General features: G+C 64.4%; 29 protein-coding genes and 1 tRNA gene. 14 read left to right on the forward strand and 16 right to left on the reverse strand.

What is annotated here, in order from left to right; translation table 11 throughout:
- The first annotated feature begins 69 nt into the window (after positions 1-69).
- The 3 genes from QMG84_RS09495 (at position 70) to QMG84_RS09505 (ending at position 2,740) form a co-directional block, all read left to right on the forward strand.
- Positions 70-1,515 carry a TolC family outer membrane protein gene (locus tag QMG84_RS09495; protein ID WP_202071628.1) on the forward strand — a complete coding sequence of 482 codons (1,446 nt, stop codon included), beginning with the start codon at positions 70-72 and terminating at the stop codon, positions 1,513-1,515.
- A gap of 205 nt (positions 1,516-1,720) precedes the next feature.
- Entirely contained in the window at positions 1,721-2,347 is a 627-nt protein-coding gene (locus tag QMG84_RS09500) for a PopZ family protein (protein ID WP_281927496.1), read from the forward strand.
- Positions 2,348-2,410: 63 nt separating this feature from the next.
- Positions 2,411-2,740, forward strand: a complete 330-nt coding sequence (locus QMG84_RS09505; protein WP_202071630.1) for a septum formation initiator family protein — start codon at positions 2,411-2,413, stop codon at positions 2,738-2,740.
- Between the two features lie 239 nt (positions 2,741-2,979).
- Here the strand turns inward: QMG84_RS09505 and QMG84_RS09510 are convergent, their stop codons facing one another.
- The 5 genes from QMG84_RS09510 to QMG84_RS09530 form a co-directional block, all read right to left on the reverse strand.
- Positions 2,980-3,861: an MBL fold metallo-hydrolase gene (locus QMG84_RS09510; RefSeq protein WP_281931959.1), complete on the reverse strand. Its 882-nt coding sequence runs from the start codon at positions 3,859-3,861 to the stop codon at positions 2,980-2,982.
- Between the two features lie 72 nt (positions 3,862-3,933).
- Positions 3,934-4,419, reverse strand: coding sequence for an SH3 domain-containing protein (locus QMG84_RS09515; protein WP_281927499.1), 486 nt, complete (start codon positions 4,417-4,419; stop codon positions 3,934-3,936).
- An 87-nt stretch (positions 4,420-4,506) separates the two neighbouring features.
- Positions 4,507-7,896 (reverse strand): error-prone DNA polymerase, encoded by a 3,390-nt coding sequence (locus QMG84_RS09520; protein WP_281927501.1) that lies wholly within the window; start codon positions 7,894-7,896, stop codon positions 4,507-4,509.
- A 250-nt stretch (positions 7,897-8,146) separates the two neighbouring features.
- Positions 8,147-8,347, reverse strand: coding sequence for a hypothetical protein (locus tag QMG84_RS09525; protein WP_281927502.1), 201 nt, complete (start codon positions 8,345-8,347; stop codon positions 8,147-8,149).
- Between the two features lie 265 nt (positions 8,348-8,612).
- Positions 8,613-9,131: a hypothetical protein gene (locus QMG84_RS09530; protein ID WP_281927504.1), complete on the reverse strand. Its 519-nt coding sequence runs from the start codon at positions 9,129-9,131 to the stop codon at positions 8,613-8,615.
- A gap of 420 nt (positions 9,132-9,551) precedes the next feature.
- Between QMG84_RS09530 and QMG84_RS09535 the strand changes: the two genes are divergently transcribed.
- Together QMG84_RS09535 and QMG84_RS09540 are read left to right on the forward strand one after the other, a co-directional pair.
- Complete coding sequence (locus QMG84_RS09535) at positions 9,552-9,827, forward strand: EF-hand domain-containing protein (RefSeq protein WP_281927506.1); 276 nt, start codon at positions 9,552-9,554, stop codon at positions 9,825-9,827.
- 200 nt (positions 9,828-10,027) lie between these two features.
- A complete protein-coding gene (locus QMG84_RS09540) occupies positions 10,028-10,243 on the forward strand; it encodes a hypothetical protein (RefSeq protein ID WP_281927507.1) in 216 nt (71 codons plus the stop codon).
- A 23-nt stretch (positions 10,244-10,266) separates the two neighbouring features.
- Here the strand turns inward: QMG84_RS09540 and QMG84_RS09545 are convergent, their stop codons facing one another.
- Together QMG84_RS09545 and QMG84_RS09550 are read right to left on the reverse strand one after the other, a co-directional pair.
- Positions 10,267-10,461, reverse strand: coding sequence for a hypothetical protein (locus QMG84_RS09545; RefSeq protein ID WP_202071638.1), 195 nt, complete (start codon positions 10,459-10,461; stop codon positions 10,267-10,269).
- A 167-nt stretch (positions 10,462-10,628) separates the two neighbouring features.
- Positions 10,629-12,362 (reverse strand): DEAD/DEAH box helicase, encoded by a 1,734-nt coding sequence (locus QMG84_RS09550; RefSeq protein ID WP_281927508.1) that lies wholly within the window; start codon positions 12,360-12,362, stop codon positions 10,629-10,631.
- A 507-nt stretch (positions 12,363-12,869) separates the two neighbouring features.
- On the opposite strand from QMG84_RS09550, the gene rpsU reads away from it, so the two are divergent.
- The 3 genes from rpsU to QMG84_RS09565 all read left to right on the forward strand — a co-directional run bounded on the left by rpsU (position 12,870) and on the right by QMG84_RS09565 (position 14,283).
- Positions 12,870-13,148 (forward strand): 30S ribosomal protein S21, encoded by a 279-nt coding sequence (rpsU, locus tag QMG84_RS09555; protein WP_281927510.1) that lies wholly within the window; start codon positions 12,870-12,872, stop codon positions 13,146-13,148.
- Positions 13,149-13,256: 108 nt separating this feature from the next.
- The gene (locus tag QMG84_RS09560; RefSeq protein ID WP_202071641.1) at positions 13,257-13,475 is read left to right on the forward strand and encodes a hypothetical protein; all 219 of its coding nucleotides are present in this window, start codon (positions 13,257-13,259) and stop codon (positions 13,473-13,475) included.
- A gap of 667 nt (positions 13,476-14,142) precedes the next feature.
- Positions 14,143-14,283 carry a hypothetical protein gene (locus QMG84_RS09565; RefSeq protein WP_281927511.1) on the forward strand — a complete coding sequence of 47 codons (141 nt, stop codon included), beginning with the start codon at positions 14,143-14,145 and terminating at the stop codon, positions 14,281-14,283.
- A gap of 18 nt (positions 14,284-14,301) precedes the next feature.
- Here the strand turns inward: QMG84_RS09565 and QMG84_RS09570 are convergent, their stop codons facing one another.
- Both QMG84_RS09570 and QMG84_RS09575 read right to left on the reverse strand, forming a co-directional pair.
- Positions 14,302-14,502 (reverse strand): hypothetical protein, encoded by a 201-nt coding sequence (locus QMG84_RS09570; protein ID WP_281927512.1) that lies wholly within the window; start codon positions 14,500-14,502, stop codon positions 14,302-14,304.
- Positions 14,503-14,815: 313 nt separating this feature from the next.
- Positions 14,816-14,891 (reverse strand) — tRNA-Ala (locus QMG84_RS09575).
- Between the two features lie 160 nt (positions 14,892-15,051).
- Here QMG84_RS09575 and QMG84_RS09580 point away from each other — a divergent pair.
- The 4 genes from QMG84_RS09580 to QMG84_RS09595 all read left to right on the forward strand — a co-directional run bounded on the left by QMG84_RS09580 (position 15,052) and on the right by QMG84_RS09595 (position 17,500).
- On the forward strand, positions 15,052-15,339 hold the full coding sequence (locus QMG84_RS09580; protein WP_281927514.1) for a YggT family protein: 288 nt from the start codon (positions 15,052-15,054) through the stop codon (positions 15,337-15,339).
- Complete coding sequence (locus QMG84_RS09585) at positions 15,332-15,655, forward strand: DUF167 family protein (protein WP_281927516.1); 324 nt, start codon at positions 15,332-15,334, stop codon at positions 15,653-15,655. Before QMG84_RS09580 ends, QMG84_RS09585 begins: the two co-directional genes overlap by 8 nt.
- Positions 15,656-15,659: 4 nt before the next feature.
- Positions 15,660-16,718, forward strand: coding sequence for a MaoC family dehydratase (locus QMG84_RS09590; RefSeq protein WP_281927517.1), 1,059 nt, complete (start codon positions 15,660-15,662; stop codon positions 16,716-16,718).
- A gap of 281 nt (positions 16,719-16,999) precedes the next feature.
- Positions 17,000-17,500 (forward strand): PRC-barrel domain-containing protein, encoded by a 501-nt coding sequence (locus QMG84_RS09595; protein WP_281927518.1) that lies wholly within the window; start codon positions 17,000-17,002, stop codon positions 17,498-17,500.
- A gap of 53 nt (positions 17,501-17,553) precedes the next feature.
- Here the strand turns inward: QMG84_RS09595 and QMG84_RS09600 are convergent, their stop codons facing one another.
- The 5 genes from QMG84_RS09600 to QMG84_RS09620 all read right to left on the reverse strand — a co-directional run bounded on the left by QMG84_RS09600 (position 17,554) and on the right by QMG84_RS09620 (position 21,862).
- Positions 17,554-18,060 (reverse strand): GNAT family N-acetyltransferase, encoded by a 507-nt coding sequence (locus tag QMG84_RS09600; protein WP_281927519.1) that lies wholly within the window; start codon positions 18,058-18,060, stop codon positions 17,554-17,556.
- On the reverse strand, positions 18,057-18,335 hold the full coding sequence (locus QMG84_RS09605; protein WP_281927520.1) for a type II toxin-antitoxin system TacA family antitoxin: 279 nt from the start codon (positions 18,333-18,335) through the stop codon (positions 18,057-18,059). Before QMG84_RS09605 ends, QMG84_RS09600 begins: the two co-directional genes overlap by 4 nt.
- Before the next feature lie 43 nt (positions 18,336-18,378).
- Complete coding sequence (locus QMG84_RS09610; RefSeq protein ID WP_281927521.1) at positions 18,379-19,884, reverse strand: replicative DNA helicase; 1,506 nt, start codon at positions 19,882-19,884, stop codon at positions 18,379-18,381.
- Between the two features lie 377 nt (positions 19,885-20,261).
- Entirely contained in the window at positions 20,262-20,825 is a 564-nt protein-coding gene (gene rplI / locus QMG84_RS09615; protein ID WP_202071651.1) for a 50S ribosomal protein L9, read from the reverse strand.
- Between the two features lie 50 nt (positions 20,826-20,875).
- Positions 20,876-21,862: a DUF2232 domain-containing protein gene (locus QMG84_RS09620; RefSeq protein WP_281927524.1), complete on the reverse strand. Its 987-nt coding sequence runs from the start codon at positions 21,860-21,862 to the stop codon at positions 20,876-20,878.
- 250 nt (positions 21,863-22,112) lie between these two features.
- On the opposite strand from QMG84_RS09620, the gene QMG84_RS09625 reads away from it, so the two are divergent.
- Positions 22,113-22,514 carry a copper resistance CopC family protein gene (locus QMG84_RS09625; protein WP_281927526.1) on the forward strand — a complete coding sequence of 134 codons (402 nt, stop codon included), beginning with the start codon at positions 22,113-22,115 and terminating at the stop codon, positions 22,512-22,514.
- 68 nt (positions 22,515-22,582) lie between these two features.
- Complete coding sequence (locus QMG84_RS09630) at positions 22,583-23,149, forward strand: Uma2 family endonuclease (protein ID WP_281927527.1); 567 nt, start codon at positions 22,583-22,585, stop codon at positions 23,147-23,149.
- A gap of 3 nt (positions 23,150-23,152) precedes the next feature.
- On the opposite strand, the gene QMG84_RS09635 is transcribed toward QMG84_RS09630, so the two are convergent.
- Together QMG84_RS09635 and QMG84_RS09640 are read right to left on the reverse strand one after the other, a co-directional pair.
- Positions 23,153-25,711, reverse strand: a complete 2,559-nt coding sequence (locus QMG84_RS09635; protein WP_281927528.1) for an ABC transporter permease — start codon at positions 25,709-25,711, stop codon at positions 23,153-23,155.
- The gene (locus QMG84_RS09640) at positions 25,711-26,388 is read right to left on the reverse strand and encodes an ABC transporter ATP-binding protein (RefSeq protein WP_281927529.1); all 678 of its coding nucleotides are present in this window, start codon (positions 26,386-26,388) and stop codon (positions 25,711-25,713) included. Before QMG84_RS09640 ends, QMG84_RS09635 begins: the two co-directional genes overlap by 1 nt.
- Positions 26,389-26,396 lie beyond the last annotated feature (8 nt).

Here is a 26,396-nt window from a genome sequence, read left to right on the forward strand (position 1 = left end):
CCTGCTGGGCAGGGCGTTCTCGCTGTCGTGCTTCTGGCGGAAGCCGGATTGTGATGAGGAGCGTTCAGTATGGATGTGGCGTCTAAACGGTCGCCGGGGCAGGGCCTTGCGACTGTTGCGCAGAGCGCCCTCATCGCGGCGGCGCTGATTTCGGCTTCGATCAGCGACGCACAGGCCGAATCGCTTCTCTCGGCGCTCGCGCGGGCTTACGCCGGCAATCCAGATCTCAATCAGAGCCGCGCGAATGTGCGCGTGCGCGACGAGGAGACGCCCAAGGCCGCCGCCGGCATGCGGCCGAAAGCGAACATCCAGGCCTCTGCCGGCCCCCAATACGGTAATCTGCGCATCCCCGGCGGGCGAAATACGACGACCGGCCAGCGGCAATATTTCGGCGACGAATTCGTCGGCTGGCCGCGCGGCGCCACGCTCAACATCACGCAGAATGTCTTCGACGGCGGACGCACCGCGAACTCCATGCGCCAGGCCGAGTCCGGCGTCTTCGCCGCGCGCGCCACGATGCGTCTCACCGAGCAGGCGATCCTGCAAAACGGCGCCACCGCCTATATGAACGTGCTGCGCGACACGGCGGTGGTGAATCTGCGCAAGAACAACATTTCGGTTCTCGAACAGCAGCTCAAGCAGACCCGCGACCGATTCGATGTCGGCGAGGTGACGCGCACCGACGTAGCGCAGGCCGAAGCCTCGCTCGCCCAGGCGCGCTCCGATCTCTACGCTGCGCAAGCGCAGCTCAAGACGAGCATCGCCAATTATCATCAGCTCATCGGCAATGACCCGAGCCATCTCGAGCCCGGCCGTTCGCTGGAGCCGCTCCTTCCCAAATCGCTGAACGAGGCCATCGCCATCGCGCTCGCGGAGCACCCGGGCGTCGTTTCGGCGCTGCATCAGGTCGATGCGGCGGAGCTCGCCGTGAAGGTCGCGGAGAGCGCGCTGTCGCCGACCCTGTCGGTCAATGCGCAGGTCTCGAACCAATATGACTCGTTCCTCGGCTTTCCCGGATCGCGGCAGTTTTCGGCGGCGGCGACCGGCCAGCTCAACGTGCCGCTCTATCAGGGCGGCGCGGAATACGCCTCGATCCGCCAGGCCAAGGAGCAGCTCGGCCAGGCGCGCTTGAACGCGGACCTGCAACGCGACAGCGTGCGCGCTAGCGTGGTGTCGAGCTACGGATTGCTCGAGACGGCGAAGGCCTCCATCATCTCGCAGCAGGCGGCTGTAAAGGCGGCGGAGACCGCGCTTTCCGGCGTGCGCGAGGAGGCGAAGGTCGGCCAGCGCACGACGCTCGACGTGCTCAACGCCCAGCAGGCGTTGCTCAATGCGCGCGTGGGGCTGGTGATTTCGCAGCGTGATCGCGTGGTGGCGTCTTACGCCGCGCTCGGCTCCATTGGCCGTTTGTCGGCGCAGGAGATCAATCTCGACGTGGCGCTTTACGACCCTGGCGTCCACTACGAACAAGTCAAATTGAAGTGGATCGGAACGGACACGCCGGACGGGCGATGATCTGAAATGGTGACAGCGTGACCCGAAAGGTGTGGAATTCGGTAACGCCGTGTTGATTCGGAGGCGGGCGAGGGTCACTGATTAATCGACCTTTGCGTCCTAGAACACAACGCTAACCATTTCGAGAAAGCACTCCATGAGCGCAGCGAACGCTTCCGCCCCGTCGCCCTCAATCCATGAAGAGATGCGCGCGCACGAGCCGTCGATGGAGGAAATTCTCGCTTCCATCCGCCGCATCATCGCCGACGACGACACGCTTCCGGGCGCGCGGCGCGAGCGTGACGAGCGCCGCCGCCGCGACGCCGAGCGCGCCATCGCAGAGCAATCCGCCGCTCTCGTCCCGGAGGCTGTTGCGCCGGAAGCCGCCCTGCAGCCGGCGCCTGCCGCCGAAGAAGAGCCGCATCTCGCTTCCGCGGCCAAGATCAGATCGCTGCCGCTGCGTCTGAACCGCGCGCCGGAACCCGTCCAACTGGTCGAGGAGACGGACGCGGAAGAAGAAGACGATTATCTCGAGGAGCCGGAGCTTTCCGAGCCGGTGGATTTCGCCCCCGAAGCCCCGGCGGACGACGTCGACGACGACAGCGCCGACCTCGTCGAATATGAAGCCGAAGACGCGCCGTTGGTCTCGGCCGAGGCCGCCTCCTCGGTCGCTTCGCAATTCCAGACGCTCGCTGCGAGCATGATCCTCAACGACAGCGGCCTCCTTCAGAAATATGCGCAGGAGATGCTGCGCCCGATGCTCAAGCAATGGCTCGACGACAATCTTCCGGTCATCGTCGAGCGGCTGGTGCGCGCCGAGATCGAGCGCGTGGCGAGAGGCGGGCGCCGATAAAGCGGGCCCGGCTTTGACGGCCCGTTAACGATAACGATAGGAGTCGGCGCTAGCGTTTTGCTCATGCACCGACTCCGCCTGTTTCTTCGCTCGCTGATCTTGCCCGTCACGCTGTTTTGTGCGGCCGGCGCGGTCGCGAGCTATTTTGTCTGGCATGGCGTCCACGGCCAGCGCGGTCTCAAGACCGGCGAAGAATATGAGCAGAAGCTCGCGCAGCTCCGCCTCGAACGCGACATGCTGAAGCTGCAGCGCATGCAATGGGAAGCCAGAATCGCGCTTATCAAGGGAGAGAATATCGACGCCGATATTCTCGACGAGGAAACGCGCAAGAGCCTCGGACGCGTGCACAAGAACGAGGTGGTGATATTGCTCCCGGAAGGCGAGACGCCGTAGTCCGCTCCTACCATTTCCGTTTGAACAGCTCGCATCGGGCGCGTGTCATTGAAAGCCCGACCGGGAATCCAGAGCCACAAGAGCGCCGGTTTTGCTCAACGCCCGTCATTGCGAGCGAAGCGAAGCAATCCAGGGCGGCGATGCGGCCCTGGATTGCTTCGTCGGCTCCGCCTCCTCGCAATGACGGCGGTGATTCCTGTGTGTCCGAACGACGCTCGACCAATCAAGCGGATCTCGTGTCACCTGAGCGAATATCGTCCCGCAGGTCGCGGCGGGCCCTCGCTTTCGACCAATCCGCGCCCGACCAAATCCTCCAAATGCGCGAAGACATTCATGGCAGCGGCGCCGTGGAGTCGCTTGTCGACGCCCTCATAAAGGCGCGCGACCATCTGGGGGATGGTGTCGTCGCCCTCGGCCAGGCGTTGGAGGATCGCCGCCTCACGGGCGTGGCGGTGGTGGACGAGGGCGCGCAGATAGCGGGTGGGATCGCGCACCGGCTCGCCATGGCCCGGCCAGAAAATGCGATCGTCGCGCAGCCGCAGATTTTCGAGCGATTCCATGTAATCGGCCATGGAGCCGTCCGGCGGCGCCACCACCGTGGTCGACCACCCCATGATATGGTCGCCGGTGAAAAGCGCTTTCTCCTCCAGCAGGGCGAAGCAGAGATGGTTCGCCGTATGGCCGGGCGTCTCCAGCGTTTCGATCGTCGCGTCGGGAAGATCGAGACGGTCGCCCTCTCTGAGAATGAGATCGGGCGCATAGGCCGCGTCATGCGAGGCGTCGAGGCCGGGGCCGACGATGGCGATGTTGGGCGAGGGGGTATAGGGCGCGCAGCCGGCGATCGTCGCGCCGGTCGCTTCCTTCAAGGCGCGGGCGGCGGGCGAATGGTCGCGATGCGTGTGGGTGACGAGAATATATTTCAGCCGCTCGCCCGTGATCGCGGCGCGCAGGGCGTCGAGGTGGCGCGGATCGGCGGGGCCGGGGTCGATAATGGCGACCTCGCCGTGCCCGACGATATAGCTGCAGGTTCCCTTATAGGTGAAAGGCCCGCCGTTCGGCGCGACGACGCGGCGCAGCAGCGCAGAGACGCGCTCGGCGGCATGTTCGACTGGCGCGTTCATCATCTTTCTCCCTGGATCGGGGGGAAGATAGAAGTTTCGCGCCAGTCTTTCAAAAGGCGGATGCCGCCCGGCTCACATCGGGAAGAGGGCGCCTTCGCGCTGCAGCAGGCTTTCCATCATATAGCCGACCGTGCCGTTGTAATTGACCTGGCACCAGTTCGCCTGCCAGCCCGCATAGCAGGCGCCCTTATTGACTCTCGAACCGCCCGGCACCGCGCCGATGACCTTATATTTCATGCCCGGGCCCTTATAGAGATTGGCGAGCTCCGAGGTGACGACCGGCGCGATCTCGACATTATTGCCGGACGGCGCGAGCACGCCCGCCGCGATATAGCCGCTGATTTGCCCGAAGGAGACCTTGCACCAGTCGCGCTTCCAGCCGCCCCCGCATTGCAGGACCTGCACATCGGCGCCGGCCGGGATGGTGGCGATGACGGGCCATTTCGGGCTCGGGCCTGACCGCACATTGACGGGGCTTGTGACGGGCGCAGCCGAGGCGGCGCCCGCGACGAGAGACAAAGAGATAGCAGCAAGAGCGAGGCTTTTGTTGAGTCGCATTCGAATACTCCCTTCGAAATTTGTTTTGGTTTTCGGCCAAGCAGCCGAGTGATAATGCTTTTAATGTGAAAAGGTTTCGCTTGCGTTTCAGTGGAAGTTGCGGGCCTTGGGCATCGCCTCGCCTTTCGAGACGCGCATCGCCTCCAGGAGGCGCAGATCGGCGGAGAGGTCGTCGACGCGCTGCGCGACCACATGGATCACGCCCGATTCCTTCTGCAGCCGGCCGGTGACGGCGACATAGCGGGCGCCGATGATCTCGGCGCGCTGGCGCTCCAGAAGCTTCGGCCAGACGATGATATTGGCCTGGCCCGTCTCATCCTCGATCGTCATGAAGACAACGCCCTTGGCCGTGCCCGGCCGCTGCCGCAGCAGCACGAGCCCTCCGACCGTGACCCGCCGCCCGTCGCCGTCGGGGAAGCGCGAGAGCGCCTCGCAGGGCAGGGCGCCGCGCGCCTCCAGCCGGGAGCGCAGGAAGGCCACGGGATGGCCTTTGAGCGAGAGGGAGAGGAAACGATAATCCTCGACGATTTCCTCTCCCGGCGGCATGGGCGGCAGATGCGCGTCGGGCTCCAGCGGCGTGAAAGAGAGCGCGCGCAGAAGCGGCAGATCGTCCTTGTCGCCGACGCGATTGAGCCCCGCCGCCGCCCAGAGCGCATCGCGGCGCGAGAGGCCGAGAGAGGCGAAGGCGTCGGCTTCGGCGAGGCGTTGGATCGCCGCCGGGGAGAGTTCCGCGCGCAGCCAGACGTCACGAACGGAATCGTAGCCCTTGCCACGCCGCGCGACGAGACGGCGCATGTCTTCCTCCGCGACGCCCCTGATCTGGCGGAAGCCGAGGCGGATGGCGCGGTCGCCGATAATGTCGCCTTCCATCTCGGCGTGGCGGGGGTGGAGAGACTTGGGGGAATGACGGACGCTGGGGGTGAGTTCATCCCTCCCCTTTACGGGGAGGGTGGCGCAGCGAAGCTGCGACGGGTGGGGTAAGGCCCCATCAGCGTCGTTGCGGCTCGAACCCCACCCGGCGGCCTGCGGCCGCCGACCTCCCCGTAAAGGGGAGGTATTGGTCGCCATGCTCCCCTGACCGTCATTTGCTCCTTGGGATTCACCCGCCTCCAACGTCGCATCCCAATCCGACGCATTAATATCCACCTCGCGCACCTCGACCCCATGCTCCTTGGCGTCGCGCACGATCTGCGCGGGGGCGTAGAAACCCATGGGCTGCGAATTCAGCAAGGCGCAGGCGAAGACGTCCGGGTAGCGGCATTTGAGCCAGGCCGAGGCGTAGACGAGCAGCGCGAAAGAGGCCGCATGGCTTTCCGGAAAGCCGTAAGTGCCGAAGCCCTCGATCTGGCTGAAGCAGCGCTCGGCGAACTCCCGCGCATAGCCCTTCTGCGTCATGCCGGAGATCATCTTGTCGCGAAAGCCGCCGATGAGGCCGGCGCGTTTGAAGGTCGCCATGGCGCGGCGAAGCTGGTCGGCTTCCGAGGGCGTGAAGCCCGCCGCGACAATGGCGATGCGCATCGCCTGCTCCTGAAACAGCGGCACGCCATGGGTTTTGCCGAGCACCTGCTCGAGCTCTTTGGAAGGATAGGAGACCGGCTCCTTGCCCATGCGGCGGCGCAGATAGGGGTGCACCATGTCGCCCTGAATGGGGCCGGGGCGCACGATCGCGACCTCGATGACGAGATCGTAAAAGCAAGCGGGCCTGAGCCGCGGCAGCATGGACATTTGCGCGCGGCTTTCGATCTGGAAGACGCCCACAGTATCGGCGCGCGAGATCATGGCGTAGACACGCTCGTCTTCGGCGGGGATCGACGAGAGGCGATGCGCGATCCCGTAATGCTGCGCGAGAAGATCGAGCCCCTTGCGCAGGCAGGTGAGCATGCCGAGCGCCAGCACGTCGATCTTGAGCAGGCCCAGCGCATCGAGATCGTCCTTGTCCCATTCGATCGTACTGCGGCCCTCCATGGCGGCGGGCGCCACGGGGACGACTTCATCGAGGCGCTCGCGCGTGATGACGAAGCCGCCGGAATGTTGCGTCAGATGACGCGGAAAGCCTTCGATCTCCTCGGCGAGCGCCAGCGCCTTGGCGAAGCGCGGCTCGGATGCGTCGAGGCCGAGTTTCGTAATATCCTCTCCGCGCTTACCGCGCTCGCTGCCGCGCCCGAAGGCCGCCGACGACAGGCGGCCGACGAGATCATTCGACAGGCCGAAAGCCTTGCCGATCTCGCGAATAGCGCTCTTGCCGCGATAGGTGGTGACGGCGGCGGCGAGCCCCGCGCGCTCGCGGCCGAAGCGGCTGTAGATATATTGGATCACTTCCTCGCGCCGTTCGTGCTCGAAATCGACGTCGATGTCGGGCGGCTCGTTGCGCGCGGCGGAAACGAAGCGCTCGAAGAGCAGGTCGTGCTTCGTTGGATCGACTTCCGTGACGCCGAGACAAAAGCAGATCACGGAATTGGCCGCCGAACCGCGCCCCTGCGCGAGGATTCCCTTGCTTCGCGCGAAGCGCATGATGTCGTGCACGGTGAGGAAATAGGCTGCGTATTTCAACTCGGCGACGAGCCTCAACTCGCGTTCGAGCAATGCCGAGACATGATCGGGAACGCCTTGCGGGTAGCGCGCCTTTGCGCCGTCGCGCGAGAGCGCTTCGAGCGCTTCCTGCTCGCTTGCAAAGCCCTCGCGCAATTCGCTGGGATATTCGTAAGCGAGATCGGTGAGGCGGAAGTCGAGCCTTTGCAGAAAGCGCGCGCTTTCGTCGACGGCGCCTGGCGCGTCAATGAAGAGCCGCGCCATTTCGGCGGCGCTTTTCAAATGCCGCTCTCCGTTGGCGACGAGGAGAAAACCAGCTTCGTCGAGCGTCGTCTTCTCCCGGATGCAGGTCAGCGCGTCGGCGAGCGGGCGGCGCTCCACGACATGCATATGCGCGTCATTCACCGCGACGAGCGGCAGGCCGAGATTTTGCGCAAGCTCGATGCGGCCGAGCAGCCGCGCGCGCGGGCGCGGGCCGAAAAGGGCGGTCGCCGCCAGCCAGACGCGGCCCCGCGCCGCCTCCAACAGGGCGGGGGGCGGCGCGCCATTCTCCATGAGGATGAAGTGCTGGTCTTCGGCGAAGTCGAGAAGATCGGCGAGAAAAAGCGCGCAGTCGCCCTTCTCGGTTCGCATATTGCCGCGCGTCAGCAGCCGGCACAGGCGCCCATAGGCGGCGCGGTCCTTGGGGTAGCAGAGAATGTCCGGCGTCTCGTCGCGAAAAACGAGCCGCACGCCGACCGCAAGGCGAAAATCCCCGATGCTTTCCTGATGTGCCCGCAAATAGGCGAAGGCGCGCACCACGCCCGCGAGCGAATTGCGGTCGGCGACGCCAATGCCGCAATGCCCGAGCGCCAACGCCGTCGCCGCCATCTCTTCCGGATGCGACGCGCCGCGCAGGAAGGAGAAATTGGTGGTGGTCGCAAGCTCTGCGTAACGGGGCGGCGGCATGGCGTGGACGGAGATTTTTGTTCTCCTAATGTTCTAGACATTTTCTCCCGGCGTCAAGTGGCAGGACCGCGAGCCTTCAGGCTCGCATTTCCTCGAGCGAGCCTGAAGGCTCGCGGTCCATGGCCGGACAAAAAAGGCCCCGCCGCGGGAGCGAGGCCTCAAGTAGGCGATTACGCGCAGAAAACGATAAGTTATTTTTCGAGCAACACGCGCTCAAATGCTTACGCCTGAAAACGCCCTCCGACTGTTTTCAGTCGAAGACCGAGCCAAGTCCCACGCCGACGACGCCGACCATGACGGCGATCGGGAGGACGGCGTAAGCGCCGAGCAGGATGGCGCCGATTGCGCCGCCAATTACGGCGCCGACCAGGCCGCCGGCGATCTTGCCCGTGTAGCTTTCTTTCTTTTCCGCCGAACCGGCTCCGGCGTTCCGCGTCGTCTCATTCGCCATGACATTCCCCCGATTGTTGGAATGGCGCGATTTCCGGGTGCCCAGAAAGCGCGCGATCGCACCGCATCGCCAGATTGCTAGCGGCGTCATGTGAGAGAGCCATGAGAGTTTTGTGGAGCTGCGATGATCGTTCGATGAATTGAACGTCACCTGCCGGTCGCCGAAGTTTCGCAGGGGCGCGTAAGCCGCGCGCGGTTCAGGCTGCTTCCGACAAGCTTGGCAAAACGGCCGGCGCTGGGCGCCGGCCGAAAATATTTTTAGCCGATTACTGCTGCGGCGCGGGTGCCTCGGCCGGCGCGTCGGCGGGAGCCGATTTGGGCTTGGCCTTCGGCTTGGGCTTGGGCTTGGGCTTCGGCTTGGGTTTCGGCTTCGCCTCGGCTTTAGGAGCGGCTTCCGGCGCGGGCGCCTCGGCGGCGGCCGGCTCGCTTTGAAGCGGCGCGGCGGCAGGCGCGGGAAGGGGCGCGGGGGTAAAGGTCTCGGCAGCGGCGGGAGCAGGCTGCGGCTCCTGCGGCGCGGGCGCCTCGACGGCCGCCGGCGTCTCGGCGGGGGCGGACTCGGCCGCGGGGGCGGTCGAAACGTCCGACTCCTTCGGCGCTTCCTCCGCCGCGGCGGGCTCCGCAGGGGCCGTTCCAGCAGGCGCCTCTTCGGTCTTCGGCGCCGTCAATTTCTCGATCGCCGCCCTCAGAGAGGCGACGCCCTCGCTCGGCGCCGCATAGACGCCGAGGCCGAAGCCGATCGCGCCTGCGACGAGAGCCGTCACAATGGTCGATAAAACACGCGCCATTCGATGCGTTCCTCCCAAAAAATCGCTGTGCTCATGCTGCCGTGTCAAGCAGCCTCACAGATACGTGTATTGGAGGATCGTAGCAATTCTGAGACTTTGTTTGTGGACGCCAAGCGGTTTCAGGCCCTTGCCGCCGCCAGCCGACGAGTGGCCTTTCACCCTGGATTTTCATGGCTTTCGTCGAACGCGGGCGCCGTGCCCGGCGGGCGGCGCCGTTGGCGTCTCAAACGCCCTGCGCGCTTTTTCCGATCGGCCAAAAGCGCCTCCGGGCGCGAATCGGCCCCTTTTTGACGCCGTGGCGGCCATGCGCGACACTCGCTCGTTCATCGCCGCTAGAGCGCATTCCGCAAAAGTTGGTAGACTCTTGCGAAAGGAATGCGCTCCAGCTTTTGAATCTGGGCGTTAGGGAGGAATGACGAGATGAGGAAAGGATACGCCGGCCTGTCAATGGCCGTTGGTGCGACGATCTTTATCGGACTGGGCGCCGCGCAGGCGCAGAACGCCGCACAGCTCGCCGCCATGGAGAGCAAATTCGCCGCCGCCGATAAGGACGGCGACGGCAAGCTCACCGCGGAAGAGGCCAAGGCCGGCATGCCGCGCGTTTCGGCAAATTTCGAGAAGATCGACAAGGGTCGCAAAGGCTTCGTGACCGTCGAGGACATCAAGGACGCGATGGCGGTCATGATGGGCAAGTAGACGCATGGGCAAGTAGGCGCATGGGCAAGTAGACGCGCGGCGATCGGCGCACCGTCACTTTATTTACGGAAATACGCCGGCCCCGTTGCGCGCTGCTTCGGGGCCTGTTTGTTGAACTTCCCAGGGCAAGGCCGATGGCGCCCTCGCGCGCGTCGCAAGAGCGGGAGTATCGAATGGCCACAGCATTCGATCGAGCATGATTGCTGCGCCACTTCCAGGCGTTTGCTATGGCTCGACGCTACGCGATTACCCGCTTTGCAGGCAATCGGCTAGCAGCGGCGCTGCTGGCGGATCTGCGCATCGCGCCAAGCGATATTCGTATGAGCGCACACGATCGATTGCAGATAAAGCGCCTGCTCGCCGCTGTGTCGAAGCAACTCAGCCGACGCTTGATGCCAAATCTGTCCAACTTTTGATGCGCCGCCTTCAGACAGGCGCGTTAGGCGATGCGCTCGACCCTCGCGCCTTTTTTTGTCTCGGTGATCTCGAAGCGCATTTTATTGCGAGAGCCGTACATTTTGGCCGCGTTGCGCACGCGCTCGAATGGAACGCCGAGATAAATGAACGCATCGCCGCGGCGATACTCGTTGAAGCCGTAAAGATAAGACGACCGCTTGTTTGTCACTCTAGCCACTCGTTTCTCCTGTTCCTGTGTAAGCCCGAACCGGAAGACGCTCCGGGCGTCTCGCCCCGTTCCGGCGCTTCCAAGCCAAATATCGGCCATGCAGCCAAAGATAAGTATCCGATTGGTTATTAAAAGATGCTCAAGAGCGGGCAGTCGATTCTCCGCCGGTCCGATTGTCACCGCGTTCGGTTCTGACCAGTTTTTTGACTTTTGCTTCTTGGTTCTTTTTGCCTTTTGGGCGTCGCGTCATTGCGCGACTTGCCCTCAGACGAACCACTCAATCTCTCGACGCGAATATTGTCGCCGCCAGGACGGCGCATGTTCGCGGCGAATTGCGCCGCCGCGCGCGACGAGATTTCGACTTTCGTTTCATGGTCGAAAATACGAATGACGCCAATATCCTGCCTTGCAACGTCGCCTTTCCGGCAGAGCATCGGCAACAGCCATTTCGGATCGGCGTTCTTCTTGCGGCCGATATCGAGGCGGAACCACACGCCGGGTTCGGACAGGCTGACCGAAGGCGGGCGTTTGCGCGCCTCTTCACACATTTGAGTGGCGGAGAGACGCGGCTTGCTGCGCGTATCGCGGCGGGCAGGTTCCTCCCCGGGATCCACGACCTCCTCGATCGACGGAAGACGGGAGCGGTAGAGTCGGACCAGCGCCGCGCCGATCTGCTCCGGCGTACGTTCGGCGAGAAGCAATTCCGCCATGTGAAAGTCGTCTTCCGTTGGAGTTTCCGTCAGAAGCGGATCCTTCAGCATCCGGTCCTGGTCCAAATCCAGGATTTGCTGGGCGGTTGGCGGCCCGCTCCAATGCGCTCCCACGCCCGCGTCGGCCAGTAGCCGCTCGGCGCGTCGGCGCCGCGAGGCGGGGATGAGAAGCGCGCTGACGCCCTTGCGGCCGGCGCGGCCGGTGCGCCCGCTGCGATGTTGCAGGGCTTCGACGTCGTGCGGAAGGTCTGCGTGGATCACCAAATCCAGATTCGGCAGGTCGATGCCGCGCGCCGCCACATCCGTGGCGACACAGACGCGCGCCCGCCCGTCGCGTAGCGCCTGCATCGAGTGGTTTCGCTCGTGCTGGCTGAGTTCGCCCGACAAAAGCGCCGCTGAAAACCCGCGCTCGAGCAAGGTTGCGTGTAAATGCCTGACCGACTCGCGCGTGTTGCAAAAGACGATCGCGGTCGGCGCCTCAAAGTAGCGCAAGAGATTGACGGTCACCAGCTCCGTCTCGTGCGGCGCCACGCGGATCGCCCTGTATTCGATGTCGGAGTGGCCGCGCGAACCGCCGGCGACGTCGATCCGCTGCGCGTCGCGCTGATAGCGCCGGGCGAGCGCGGCGATGCCTTTCGGCATGGTGGCCGAGAACATCAAGGTGCGTCGCTCGACAGGCGACGCTTCCAGGATGAACTCGAGGTCCTCGCGAAATCCGAGGTCGAGCATTTCATCGGCTTCGTCGAGTACGACCGCCTTGAGCATCGACGCATTCAATCCGCCGCGCTCGATGTGATCGCGCAGACGTCCCGGCGTCCCGACGACGATATGGGCGCCCTCCGACAGCTTGCGTCTTTCGAGGCGCGCATCCATGCCGCCGACGCAAGCGACGATGCGCGCTCCCGCATATTTGTAGAGCCAGCTCAACTCGCGCTCGACCTGAAGCGCGAGCTCGCGCGTCGGCGCGACAATGAGCGCGATGGGCGCGCGCGCGTCGGCGATCTGCCCGGTGTCGCCGAGAATCGTGGGGGCGATGGCCAATCCATAGGCGACCGTCTTGCCCGAGCCGGTCTGCGCCGACACGAGCATGTCGCCGCTGCGCGCCTGCGCCAGGACCGCGGCCTGAACGGGCGTGGCCGCTGTGTAGTTGCGCTCTTCGAGCGCACGGGCGAGCGCGGGGCTCGCGTCGAAGAAAGTCATTGCGTGAGGGGCCTGGAAAGTTGAGTGTCTCGCCGACAGGGCGCTTCTGTCGTGCGCGGATAGGGGCGAATCACCGTCAGTCTGCGGTGACAAGAGCGTCAGGGGCGCGGAAAACCAGGAAATTGCGGCGCAGCCGCATGCTGGTCAAGGCCATTTTAGGCTTTGCCCTTTTGGAGCACGCTTTGATCATTCGCGCAACCGCGGTCTTTGCACGCTCTCGCCAACGGCGGTCCCCGGCCTGGGTGGCGTGCGACCGGCCCAAAATGAGCGGGCGCCGGGAAAACGCCGCCAATTATCCCGGTTAGGCGCTGTTAGACTGGCGCTCGCCGGCGCAGTACCATACAGGAGAGGGGACAGGGTCGTTCGGCGGTCGAACGTGAAGTCCCTACCCTGAGATCTTCCCGATATCCGAGTTCTCGCAGCTTTCGCTTCGATGCCGGAGCATCGGGGCGCGTCATGTGGCGTCTCAGTAGGGGGGCCGTCCCTCACTTTCAGATCGGAGAACTCGTGCAGGTTCTGGTTCGCGACAACAATGTCGATCAAGCGCTTCGTGTGCTCAAGAAGAAGTTGCAGCGCGAAGGCGTGTTTCGGGAAATGAAGCTGCGCCGCGCTTACGAAAAGCCTTCGGAGAAGCGCGCGAGAGAGAAGGCGGAAGCCGTTCGCCGCTCCCGCAAGCTTGCCCGCAAGCAGGCGCAGCGCGAGGGGCTCCTGCCGGCGCCCAAGAGCAAGGCCCGCCCCACGAAGCCGCGTCCGGCGGCGCCTGCGCCCGCAGCCCAGGCCAATTGACGCTCACGCCGGCCACGGTCGTGGCCGGCTGCTAGCGCGCTTTCCGCTCGCATGGAAACATGCGAGCGATGAGAAAGCGCGCTAATTGCACCAAAGGAGAGCTCAGCCATGGCTCGTAAACCGGCTTCGAAGAGCGAATTCGTCCTTTTCGATGTGATCTATGAAGACGGCAGCCAGCGCTCCAATCGCCGCGTTCCGAAGGAAATTCTCGGCGGGCTCGACGGCGACGCGCCCGCGCGCGCAGCCCTCGAAGCGCAGGACCGGGAGATCGCCGAGCGCTCGGGACAGCCGATGGCGGCGATCAAGACGGTGCGGCGCTCGTCCTGACCCGTTTCTAGTTCAATTCGCTTTGGTAAGCGGCTTCCCAGCTTGGATCTGATCCAGATGGTCCAGCGGAATAGCTCGGCCCCGGATTCGTCAATCGCGCGAACCGCTTCGGGCCATTCCCAGATATTGGGGCTTGCGCGTCTGTCAGGAAGCTCCTCCTGCGCCCATGCAACGAACGCCGGTTCATCGGCGAATGGCGGCATGGAGACGCTCCCCACGAGGCGCCCAACGCCACCGCCAATCGCTAATTTGTAAAACTGGATACGGGCCATTTCTCGCCTGCGCTTTCCCGACAAGCATGCGAGGGGAAATCGGTGGGCGCTGGCCGTAATCAACCCTGCCTAAATTCAAATTGCCGTCTGCGGCGCCGTCACTGAAGGCGACGCTGACGCAGGGCTCCGAATTCGGATTATCCCGACGTCATGGCCGCGCTTGTCGCGGCCATCCACGCCGCGCACGCGGAAAAGCCTAAAAAGATGAGCGGAACAACGCCGTTTCTTTTCCTCGCGTGTCGCAATGTCCTGGCGTGGATGCCCGCGACAAGCGCGGGCATGACGTGGCTGATGGACGCTGGCCAAAGGCAGGCGGACGCTCGCCCGGCGATTGAGCGACATTGTCACGGACGCAAAGGCGCCCTGGGCCCAAACAGATCACGAAGAGGGCCGCCATGAATTACAGACTTGCGATCATCGTCCTGGGCGTCGCGATGTTTATCGTCGCGATGATCCCTTATGCCTACAAGCCGAGGTGCGCGACGCCCGACTGCCCGCCGGAGCCTCCGTATTTTGGCGAGCGCGGCAGCCGCTAAGGCAGACAGCCGCAGAGGTTAGTTACCGCGTTTAATCGCGATACCGGCGCTCGCCAGAAGCAGAAGACCGGCGAAGACCCGCACCGAAAGCAGTGGCGCGTCGCTGCTCGTCGCCAAGCCCTGAATGACGCTCCCGGCGCCGAAGAGTCCGCAAAAGAGCAGGAAAGCCCAGCGTTCTTGCTCGTCCGGGCGCCAGGCGCGAGACAGGGCGCGGCGCATGCAAATTCCGCCGACGCAAACCATGATGAGTGCGACGATAAGAGCGCTCACACCGGTCCTCGCCATTCCTGGTGAACTAGACGCCTGCCTGGCAGAGCAGTGGTCTTTTCGAACTTGGATCGCGTAGCCGGCGAGGTGGGAGGCGAGGGCAATTGTCGCGCGATCGTCATTGCGAGGAGCGAAGCGACGCGGCAATCCAGGGCAGGGACGGGGCTCTGGATTGCTTCGCTGCGCTCGCAACGACGCGTTCGCGCGCACTTCCCCGCCGCCTTGAGGCGCTTCTTTCTTTGCCTATGATTTCGTTGGGGTCTTTTGGTGGAGCTGGGGGGATTCGAACCCCCGACCTCTGCAGTGCGATTGCAGCGCTCTCCCATCTGAGCTACAGCCCCGCTCCGAGGCGGGTGGATAAAGGTCGCGCCTTTCTCTGTCAATCGCCGATCGACGCCGAACGTCATTTTTCGCACATAAGCTTGCGGCGTCGCAAAAGGTTGCCGCGCGGGGGCGGGGAGGCTAGGAAGGCGCCGAGCCCATCATTTGCGGGACGAAGGCATGTCTTACGCGGTTGCGAATCTGCTTCTCACCATCATCGACCTCTATTGGTGGGTGTTGATCATCTCTGTCATCCTGTCCTGGCTCGCCGCCTTCGACGTGATTAATATGCGCTCCCAGGCCGCGCAGACGATCTGGCGCGCGATCGACGCCCTCACCGAGCCGGCGTTGCGGCCGATCCGCTCCATCGTGCCGGCGTTCGGCGGCCTCGACATTTCGCCGCTGATTCTGCTGCTCGCCCTGCAGTTCCTGCGCGACATTATTTCCCGCACCCTGGTCTATGGCTGAGCCGCCCTGGACGGTTGAGCCCGACGGCGTCACGCTCTGGCTGCGATTGACGCCCAAGGGCGGGCGCGACGCCATAGACGGGATCGAGACGCTCTCGGACGGCAAAAGCGTTCTCAAGGCGCGGGTGCGCTCAGCGCCCGAGGACGGACGCGCCAACGCCGCCCTGATCGAGCTGATCGCCAAGGCGCTGTCGGCGCCCAAAAAAGCGGTGACGATTCGCTCCGGCGAAACGAGCCGCGTGAAGAAGCTTTTTGTCGCGGGCGACCCCGCGCGCTACCTCGATGCGCTGGCAAAGCTGGCGCCAACAAACGGCTAGGGAAATGAGCAAGTCGAAAATCAACGTCGGCAATTTCTTCGAGGACTTCAAGATCGGCCAGGTGCTGCGCCACGCCGCGCCGCGCACTGTCACAGTCGGCGAGGTCGCGCTTTATACGGCGCTCTATCTGCCGCGTTTCGCCGTGCAGTCGTCCAAGGCTTTCGCCCAGGCGATCGGCTATCAAGAAGCGCCGATCGACGACATGCTGGTCTTCCATCTGGTGCTCGGCAAGACGGTGCCCGACGTTTCGCTCAACGCGCTCGCCAATCTCGGCTACGCCGATTTCAAATTCCTCGCGCCGGTCTATCCGGGCGACACGCTCGACGCGACCTCCAAGGTCATTGGCCTCAAGGAGAATTCCAACAAGGAGACCGGCGTCGTCTATGTGCGCACGACAGGCAAGAATCAGCGTGGCGAAACGGTGCTCTCCTACGCCCGCTGGGTGATGGTGAAGAAGCGCGACAAGGATGCGCCCGTTGGCCCGACCGTCGTGCCGGACCTCCCCAAGGCCGTAACGCCGTCCGAGCTCGGCAAGGCCGTCCCGTCGCTCAATGTCGCGGCTTATGACAAGGCGCTCGCCGGCTCGCCCTTCTTCTGGGGCGACTATGAGGTGGGCGAGAAGATCGACCATATCGACGGCATGACCGTCGAGGAGGCCGAGCATATGCTTGCGACGCGCCTCTACCAGAACAACTCCAAGGTGCACTTCAACCAATATTACGAATCGCAGGGCCGCTTCGGGAAACGCATCATCTATGGCGGCCATGTGATCTCCATGGCGCGCGCGCTGTCCTTCAACGGGCTGGAGAATGTCTTCCATGTCTCGGCGGTGAACGGCGGCAAGCATGTCAATCCGCTCTTCGCCGGCGGCACCATCTTCGCCTGGAGCGAGGTGCTGGATAAGGCGGAGATCCCCGGCCGCACCGACATTGGCGCGCTGCGCCTGCGCCTCGTCGCGTCCAAGGACAAGCCCTGCGCCGAGTTCCCGCTGAACGGCTCCGACGGCAAGCCGGACCCGGCGGTGCTGCTCGACCTCGATTATTGGGCCGTGCTGCCGCGGTAAGCGGTTACACGCCAGACCGTCATTGCGAGAAGCGAAGCGACGAAGCAATCCAGAACCTCGGTAGCTGCCCTGGATTGCTTCGCTGCGCTCGCAATGACGAGTTGCAAGATCGCTTCGTCTCCCGCTCCCCGCCAAGCTAGGAACAACGCCCGAGCCCGTCTGTTGTAGGGGCACGTGACACTAGTCTCACGTGCCTAGAGCCTCGAAGAGCGTGAAGTCATGAAACGGGCGCGCGACATCGCACGCTCGCGGCTCGCGCTTGCGACGACGGAGTAACAGACATGTTGAAAGCGATTATGTTCGCGGCTGCGCTGGCGACGGCGGGGGCCGGCGCCGTCTATGCACAGGCGACGGGCGGCACGACCGGCGGAACCTCCGGCACGACCATGGGGCCGGGCGCCGGATCGAGCACGCGCGGACCGAATGCGACCATGGGGACGACAGGCGCCCCGGCGCAATTGATGACGACGTTGCCGCAGCACGCCTCGGCGGTCTCCAATTGGTACGATCAGAACGTCTACGACCAGCAGGATAACAAGCTCGGCGAGATCAAGGACATGCTCCTCGATCGCGAGGGCAAGGTGCAGGCGGTGATCGTGTCGGTCGGCGGCTTCCTCGGCATGGGCGAGAAGGACGTCGCCGTTTCGTTCGACGCCGTGACGCCGACGCAGCGCGAGAATAAGTTCTGGCTCGCGATGAACGTCAACAAGGATCAGCTCCGCTCGGCCCCGGGCTTCCGCTACGATCGGTCGAAACAGACGTGGACGGTCGCGGAACGCTGACTGCGACAGACGCTGCGCTGTGACATTGGGCCTCGCTCTTTGGCGGGGCCTTTTTACTGATCCGCTTCGATCAGGCGGCGAGCAGTCGTAAGCGGTAGAAACAGGCTGTCAGGTTTGTTGGCGAAGGGCTTGAAGAGATATTTTCGGTAGAATGCAGCCGCCGCATCATCAATGGCGTCGACGATAATCGCATGCGCGCCAATGGGTGACGCGCAAATTCTCGCGAAGGCGTCGAAGAGGAGCAAGCCGCCTACGCCCTCTCCAGTGTAGGCTTTATCTCGCGCAAGCCAGCCGATCAGCACAGCGGGGACGGTCGGATAGCGGGGGAGCTTGCCGGCGAGGTCGGGCGGAACCTCGAGCAGCGGGACGCCGCTTGATGAAAGGGTATAAAATCCTGCGATCTTCTCATCGGACTTTTCGACGAGAACGTAGCAGGCCGCATAGTTGCGCCTTACGTCCTGTCCGAGGCCGTTTGCGAAATACCGGTCAATCCTGGCGTTGCCGCTCGAGAAGCCTCTGCGATCTCGGGCGCCGAGCGCCGTCGAATAGAAGCGGGTCACCGCATTTCGACATTTTTGGCATGCGCCCGCTTGGCCTTTTCCAAGGCTGCGTTCGGCTCCGGCGGGTTTATTAAGGCGTGCGCGAAGGCGAGTTGGTCCTGCGCGGAAAGCCGAATAATTTCCTCTTCCTCAATTGCCTTACGCGCGGCCTCATGCGCGGCCGATACGACGAAATCGGTTAGCGTCCGGCCTCGCAGCTCCGCGGCGCGCTTCAATGTCGCGTAGACGCTTGCCGGGAGGCGGGCTTCAAGGCGGGCGGTGTCGTTCTTGGGCATGGGATGAAGAATACGGCAGACTGCCGTATTCTTCAAGGCTAATTTACATCGGGGCCGGCAGCTTGTCCTCGTCCGCGAGATTGGAGAAGCGGGTCACCTCGGCCTCGAAGGCCAGCGCCACCGTGCCCGTCGGGCCGTGACGCTGCTTGCCGATGATCGCCTCGGCGCGACCATAAGCGCGCTCCATCTCGGCCTGCCATTGGATATGCTCTTCCGTGCCTTCGCGCGGCTCGCGGTTCTTCAGATAATATTCCTCGCGATAGACGAAGAGCACGACGTCGGCGTCCTGCTCGATCGAGCCGGACTCGCGAAGGTCCGAGAGCTGCGGGCGCTTGTCGTCGCGCGACTCGACCTGACGCGAGAGCTGCGAGAGCGCGATCACCGGCGCGTTCAGTTCCTTGGCGAGCGCCTTCAGGCCCGTGGTGATTTCGGTGAGTTCCTGCACGCGATTGTCGCCGCGCGATTTCGAGCCGGAGAGGAGCTGCAAATAGTCCACGACGAGCAGATCGAGTCCCTTTTGGCGTTTCAGGCGCCGAGCGCGGGCGACAAGCTGCGCGATGGAAATGCCGCCGCTCTGGTCGATGTAAAAGGGAATGCTCTGCATCTCCCGCGAGGCGTCGACAATGCGACGGAAGTCTTCTTCGTTGAGATCGCCGCGGCGGATTTTGTAGCTCGCGACGCCGGATTGCTCGGCGATGACGCGGGTGGCCAATTGCTCGGCCGACATTTCGAGCGAGAAGAAGCCGACAATTCCCCCATTGATGGTCTTATGAGAGCCGTCCGGCTCGGTTTCATATTGATAGGCTTTGGCGATGTTGAAAGCGATGTTGGTCGCCAGCGCCGTCTTGCCCATGCCGGGGCGGCCGGCGACGATGATGAGGTCGGACTTTTGCAGGCCGCCCATCTTCTCGTCGAGATCCGCAAGCCCCGTGGAAACGCCCGAGAGGTGGCCGTCGCGCATATAGGCGCTCGACGCCATGTCGATCGCGATGGTGAGCGCGTCGGAGAAACGCTGGAAGCCGCCCTCATATCGACCTGTCTCGGCGATTGAATAAAGCTTGCGCTCGGCCTCTTCGATCTGGGCGCGGGGGCTCGCGTCGACCGGCGAGTCGAAGGCGGTGTTGACGATGCTTTCGCCGATGCTGATGAGGTCGCGCCGCGTCGCGAGGTCGTGAACGATGCGGCCGTAATCCTCGGCGTTGATGATGGTCGTCGCTTCCGCCGCGAGGCGCGCGAGATAGGCCTGTATGGTGACGCCGGCCGGCAGCTCGATGTCGGCGAGAAAGGTCTTCAGGGTGACGACGGTCGCGAGCTTGCCGGCGCGGATGAGCTGACCCGTCGTCTCATAGATGCGGCGGTGCAGCTCCTCGGAGAAATGCTCGGGCTTGAGAAAATCCGAGACGCGGTCGAAGGCGTCGTTGTTGACGAGAATCGCGCCGAGCAGCGCTTGTTCAGCCTCGATATTGTGGGGCGGCGTGCGATAGGCGGGCGTCTCGGGCTGCGCGACCTGAAAGGCGCGGCGGCCCGCCAATTGTTCGATCGGCGGCATAGAGGCTCGTTTATTGCGAATGAAATTCCGGAGCTTTCAAACACGCGACGCGGAAGCCGGCCGGTTCGAGTGTGACCTTCGCATGAACGAGGCAAGGGCGCCAGACGTGACTCTTAAGCGATGGTTTAGCGGCGCCAGTTGCGAGTCTTTTCCACAGAGGAGAAAAGAATCACGCTGTGGGGAAGCTGTAGGGCTTGCAGCCCGCGCGAATCGCTTCGCGATCATCATTGCGAGGAGCGCAGCGACGCGGCAATCCAGGGCGGCGATGGGGCTCTGGATTGCTTCGCTGCGCTCGCAATGACGGGTTCGGCGGACAAGGAAAAAAGCCCGGCGATCTTGCGAGCGCCGGGCCGAAAACCAAAAAGCGGAAGAGCTTCTTACAGCTCCACGTCGCCGGCTTCCGCCAGCGCCGCGCCGATCTCGAGGCCGAGATCGTCCATGGAGGTCTCTTCGCGCGCCGTGGCCGATTCACCGCGCGCCTGGCGCTCGGCTTCTTCTTCCGAACGGGCGACGTTGAGCGTGATCTTGACGTCGACTTCCGGGTGCAGATGCACAGGCACGCTGTGCAGGCCCAGCGCCTTGATCGGATGGGTCAGCACGATCTGGTTGCGGTTGAGCGAGAAGCCGCCGGCCGTCGCGGCCTCGGCGACGTCGCGCGTGGCGACCGAGCCATAGAGATGGCCGCTCTCGCCCGCCTGGCGGATGATCACGAAGGTCTGGCCGTCGAGCTTCTCGGCGACCGCCTCGGCTTCCTTCTTGGCCTCGAGATTGCGGGCCTCGATCTGAGCGCGCTGGGTCTCGAAATGGCCCTTATTGCCTTCCGTGGCGCGCAGCGCCTTGCCGCGCGCAAGGAGGAAATTGCGGGCGTAGCCGTCGCGCACGCGCACCGTGTCGCCCATCTGGCCGAGCTTGGCCACGCGTTCGAGCAGAATGACTTCCATTTTCTTCTTCTCCGAGAGTTGGCGCCTTTGTCAGGAAAATCCGGCTTCTGTCAATCGCTTTTCGCCGGATTTTCAGGCGCCGCGGCCGTCTTGCGGTCGCGATAGTTGAAGATTGTGTCGGCGCCGCCGAGCACAGTGAGAGGCACGATCGGCCATCCGAGGAAGCCGAGCATGAAATAGAGAATCGCGAGGACCAATGCGCTGGACTTGGAGCCGCGCACGAAAATGTGAACGACAGCAAGGCCCTGCAGCATCAGCAGCATGCCCATGGTGGCGGCCAGAACCAGGCCGATCGCTCCCGACGGGCCAGGGAAAAACGTCAGCGCGAGGCCGGTCAGGAAAAGCCCGCCCACGCTGCGGGGAAGGCGGAACTCCATGGCGATGTCGGGCCAGGGACGCGTCAGAAGCCCGGAGGCGCGGGCGATGGCCGCGCCGAGCCAGATGTTGGCGACATGCACAAAGAGCCCGTAACCCGCCAGAAAGGCCGGCACGGCGAGGGCGACCTGGCCTGAAAGCTCGGTCGGGTTCAAGGATTCGGGAAGCTGCTGGTCGCGCCGCATATTGTCGAGCAATATGAAGGCGCGGGCGCGGATCGGGTTCAGAGCCTCGTCGAGCGAGCCATTGCTGACGGAGGCGACGACGAGCCACAGGATGACGGCGAAGGCGATCGCGCCCCCGGCGGCGAGACAGGCCCAGCTCGAAAAATTCGCCCGGATCAGATCGCGGCCGCCTCGCGGCGCGCCCGACGCCGCATAGGCGGCGAGCCAGGCCGGGCCGGCGACCAGCAAGCCATAGCCCATGCCCACGATAGGGTGGGGGTAGATCGAGAGGATCAGCGTCGCGAGGATCGCCGAGGTCGCGCCGTGGATGATTCCGAAGCCAAAGGCCACGATGAGGATCGGCAGCGGCGCGAGATGGGCGAAGATCAGCCCGCCGACGCCGCCGCGCGTGACGACGAGCGCGATCGTCGCGGCGGCGAGGCCAGCGAGGATCGAAACGCCGATATTCTGCAGCGAAAACACGCTCTTGTCTGGCACGGGCGTCAGCTTCCGGGTCGAAGTCCGCGGCCCGCCCGCGGGATACGGCGCGGTCAAGCCAAAAAGCGCCGATACGGCCTCTCGGCCGGCGACGCATCGCGTGCTTTTAGTCCGGCGCGGGCGGAAGGGCAAGGGCGAGCGTCGCGGTCGCCTTTTAGAAAAATTCAAAACTGGAAGCGAACAACGGCTCAGCCCAGACGTTTGAATCACACGGGCCGCGATAGGTGGCGGCCTTGCAGGAGGAAGGCTCATGATGCTGCCGCAGACGGTCGCCATTGCCGCGCTCGCCTTGGCTGCAACGCAGGTTTCAGCTCTGGCTCACGCTTATCTGATCGACTCGGTTCCGGCGAAGAGGCAGGAGGTGATGCATCCGTTGTCGCGGATCAAGCTGGCCTTCTCGGCAACGGCCGACGCGCATTTCTCGGTCGTGAAGCTCACCGACGACAAGGGCGCCGTGATCGCCGAGACGACGCAGCAAACAGCCTCGCGAGAAATGACCCTTCCAGCGCCGGCGCTGAAGCCGGGGCCCTATCAAATTCGTTACCGGGTGCTATCGACCGACGGCGATATTGTGGAAGGAAAGGTAGATTTCGTGGTGCGCGCCGCGGCGGACCCGGCGCGGGATTTCCAGGATGAGCGGCCGCAAAGTTGAGGCGGCCGGCCGGCTCCTCGCCGCGCGCCCTGTCCTATGATAGGTTACGCGCGAGGAGCCGTCGCTCAATGCCGTCGACCATCACCAAAGCCGCCGAGGGATATTACCGCCGCGCCTTCACGGTCGACGAGATTGTCGCCATGCAGGACGCCGGCATCATTTCCGAAGATGAGAATTTTGAGCTGATCGAGGGGGAAATTGTCCCCATGGGGCCGAAGTATTCTGCGCATGAGCTGATCAAATCCGAGCTCGGCATGGCGCTTTCCAAATCGTGTCCGGACACTTTGAGGATCGGCTTCGAAAGCTCCTTCTTCTTGTCTGCGAGCACTTTCGTCGAACCGGACATCGCGGTCTATTCCAAGAGACTCCGGACCCAGGACGTTCGCGGCCCCGATATTCTGCTCGCCATCGAAGTCGCCGCCTCCAGCCTCGCCTATGATCTCAACTTGAAGGCCAAACTCTACGCGCGCCATGGCGTGCGCGAATATTGGGTCATCGACGCCAATGAGCGCGTGGCCTTCGTCCATCTTGGCCCGAGCGAAACGGGCTGGGGCAGCGTGACTCGCAAGGCGCCGGAAGAGGTTCTCCGCAGCGCCGCCGTTCCGGATTTCAAATTCCGGCTCGTCGACGCCTGAGGCTCACAACTCCCGTAGCTCCGGTCCCGGGCGACGCGACAGAACGCGCCAGGTGCCCGCAAGGCCGAGCGCGATCGTGACCGCGAGCGCCGCCGCGGTTGTCGCCGCCACGGCGCCCACCGGGAAAACGAAGTCGATCTTCATCAGCATGGTCGTCATGGCGAAGGCCGCGCCTGCGCCCGCAAGGAGCGCAATCAGCGAGGCGACGAGCCCGACGAGGCCGAATTCCAGCGCATAGGTCGTCGCAAGCCATCCACGCGTCGCGCCCAGGGTCTTCAGCACCACGGCGTCATGCAGCCGCGCCCGCTGACCGCTCGCAACGGCGCTGGCGAGGGCGAGAATAGCCGTGACGATCGCGAGCCCAGCCGCCGCCCGGGCGGCGAGCGCCAATTGCCCGGCGATTTTATCGACCGCCTGCAAAGCGTCCTTCACGCGCACCGACACGATCATTGGGAAGCGCTTCGCCGCCTCGCGCGCGAGGCGCGCGTCCATCGCGTCGCGCGCGGCGACGCTCGGCGCGCCATAGGAGATGGTGAAAAGCTCCATGTAAGGCGCCGCCGCAAAAGTGCTGGGCGAAAACACCATCACGAAATTGATGCCGAAGCTGCGCCAGTCGACTTTGCGCAGGCTGGTAATCTTCGCGACTGTCTCGCGGCCCAGCACATTCACCTTGATCTCGTCGCCCAGCGAAAGTCCGAGCCCCTCCGCGACCCGCTCCTCGAGCGAGACCAGCGGCGGGCCATTGTAATCCGCCGGCCACCATTCGCCCGCGGCGAGGCGAGAATTTGCCGGTAGGTCGGTCGAGAAGGTCACGCCGCGATCGCCGTCGAGCGCCCATTTGGCGTCCTCCGCGACGGTTATTTTCTCGACGGGAACGCCCTTCATCTCGATGATGCGGCCCCGCATCATCGGCACATGCTCGATCTTGGCGCCCGGCGCCTGCTCGGCCAGAAAGGCGGCGAAAGCCGGCGCCTCCGCTTTCGGCGCGTCAATGAAATAGAAATTGGGGATTTCCCCGGCGTCGGCGCGCGCGAGCTCATTGTGGATCGAGCCTTCGACGAGCGCGAGGGCGACGAGCAAGGTCTGGGTCAGGCCGATCGAGACGACGAGCGCCGGCGTGAGGCTCTTTGGCCGCCAGATATTGGCGAGGGCGAAACGCACACGCGCATCGCGCGGACGCGGCACGGCGCGGGCCGCGCGCATGGTGAGCCAGGCGGCTCCGCGTAAGGCTCCGAAGGCGAGGGCGGCGGCCCCGACATAAGCGAGCCCCAGCTTGAGATCGGGAGAGGAGAGGATGATCAGCGCGGCCAGCAACGCCGCCGCCGCCCAGGCGCCGGCGCGGTAGCGGGTGAGCTTTATGCTGCGCGTGTCGTCGCGCAGCAACGCCGCGACCGGGACTTCATGCGCGCGTCCCAGCGGAACGAGCGCGAAGATCAGCGTCACGAGCAGCCCATAAAGCGCGCCGAAAGACGCGCCGCGCAGATCGAGAGACGCCGATACGGGCAGCTCGGCAAGCTGCTTCAATGTCTCCGCCGCGGCGACAGGAATAACGGCGCCCACTGCAAGGCCGAGCAGGATCGCGAAAACCGCCGCGGCCAGCACCTGCGCGAGCGCGATGACGAAGACATGCGAGCCCGTCGCGCCCAACGCCTTCAGAACGGCGAATTGCATGCGCTTGCGCTCGACGAAGCCCTGCACGGCGTTGGCGACGCCGGCGCCGCCCGCGACCAGCGCCGTCAGCGCGACCAGCGTCAGCAATTGGGTGAAGCGATCGAGGTTGCGCGAGAATTGCGGCGAGACCGCGTCGCGCGTGCGCAAATCCCAGCCTGCCTGCGGAAAAGCGGCGTCGGCGGCTTTGGCGAAGGCTTTCACCTCCTCGTCGCTGGCGTTACCGTTCAGCGTAATGCGCGTGGCGTTGCGCACCACAGAGCCCGGCGACACGAGCCCCGCGGCGACAAGCGCTTTGCGCGTCATCATCACGCGCGGGCCGAAGCCGACGCCGCCCGCGAGCTTATCGGGCTCGCTCATGAGCTGCGCGCGTAATCTCATCCGACTATTGCCGATCAAGAGCGTGTCGCCGAGCTTCACGTCGAGCCGCGCCAGCAGGATCGGATCGACGGCGATTCCATCGACGCCGTCTTTCTCCGCCAGCGCCTCGGCGAGCGAGACGGCGGGATCGAGCGCGACCGCGCCGAAGGCGGGATAGGTCGCGGGATCGACGGCTTTGATCTCGATCATCGCCGCCTCGCCGTCGTCGCGCCGGGCCATGGCGCGCATCAGCGAGATTTCCGAGAGGCGCCCGCGCGCCTGGAAAAACGCTTGCTGTTCGGGCGTCAGCTCCCGCGCGGTAACGCTGAAGGAGGCGTCGCCGCCGAGAATGGTGCGGCCCTCGCGAGCGAGGCCCTGAGAGAGCGAACGCGACAAGCCCGAGACGCCCGAGATCGCGGCGACGCCGATGACGATGCAGGCGAAGAAGATCGAAAAGCCGCGCGGATCGCCGAGGAGATCGCGCAGCGCAAAGCGCAGGCCGAAGGGGAGGGAGCGAAAGCGCGCGCCGGCCATCAGTTTTCGTCCGTCTCGATGCGCCCCGAGCGCAGTCGCACGCGCCGTCCGCAGCGCGCGGCGAGGGTGGCGTCATGGGTGACGAGCACCAGCGTCGCGGCCCGGCGCTTCTGCTGGGCGAAGATGAGGTCGATCACGGAAGCGCCGGTCTCAGAGTCCAGATTGCCGGTCGGCTCGTCGGCCGCCAGAATCAGCGGGTCGGGGGCGAGCGCGCGGGCAAGCGCGACACGCTGCTGTTCGCCGCCGGAAAGCTGAGTCGGATAGTGGGAGAGGCGATGGCCGAGCCCGACGGCCACGAGCTCCGCCTCGGCGACCGCGAAGGCGTCGGGCTTGCCCGCAAGCTCCAGCGGCACAGCGACGTTCTCGAGCGCCGTCATGGTCGGAATGAGCTGGAAAGACTGGAAGACGACCCCTATCTTTTGACCACGGAAGCGCGCCAGCGCGTCTTCCGAGAGGGCGCCCAGATCGGCTCCGTCGATCCTGACGGCGCCGGAGTCGGGCCGCTCCAGCCCGGCGAGGGTCATGAGCAGCGTGGATTTTCCCGACCCGGAGGGGCCCAGAAGACTCACAGTTTCGCCATGGGCTATGTTCAAGCTGACGCCCTTGAGGACATGGACCCGCGCGGCGCCTTCGCCCAGCGTGAGATGGACGTCTGCGAGTTCGATAACTGGTTGCACGGAGAGAC

This window comes from Methylocystis iwaonis, from assembly GCF_027925385.1.
GTDB classification, from domain to species: Bacteria; Pseudomonadota; Alphaproteobacteria; order Rhizobiales; family Beijerinckiaceae; genus Methylocystis; species Methylocystis iwaonis.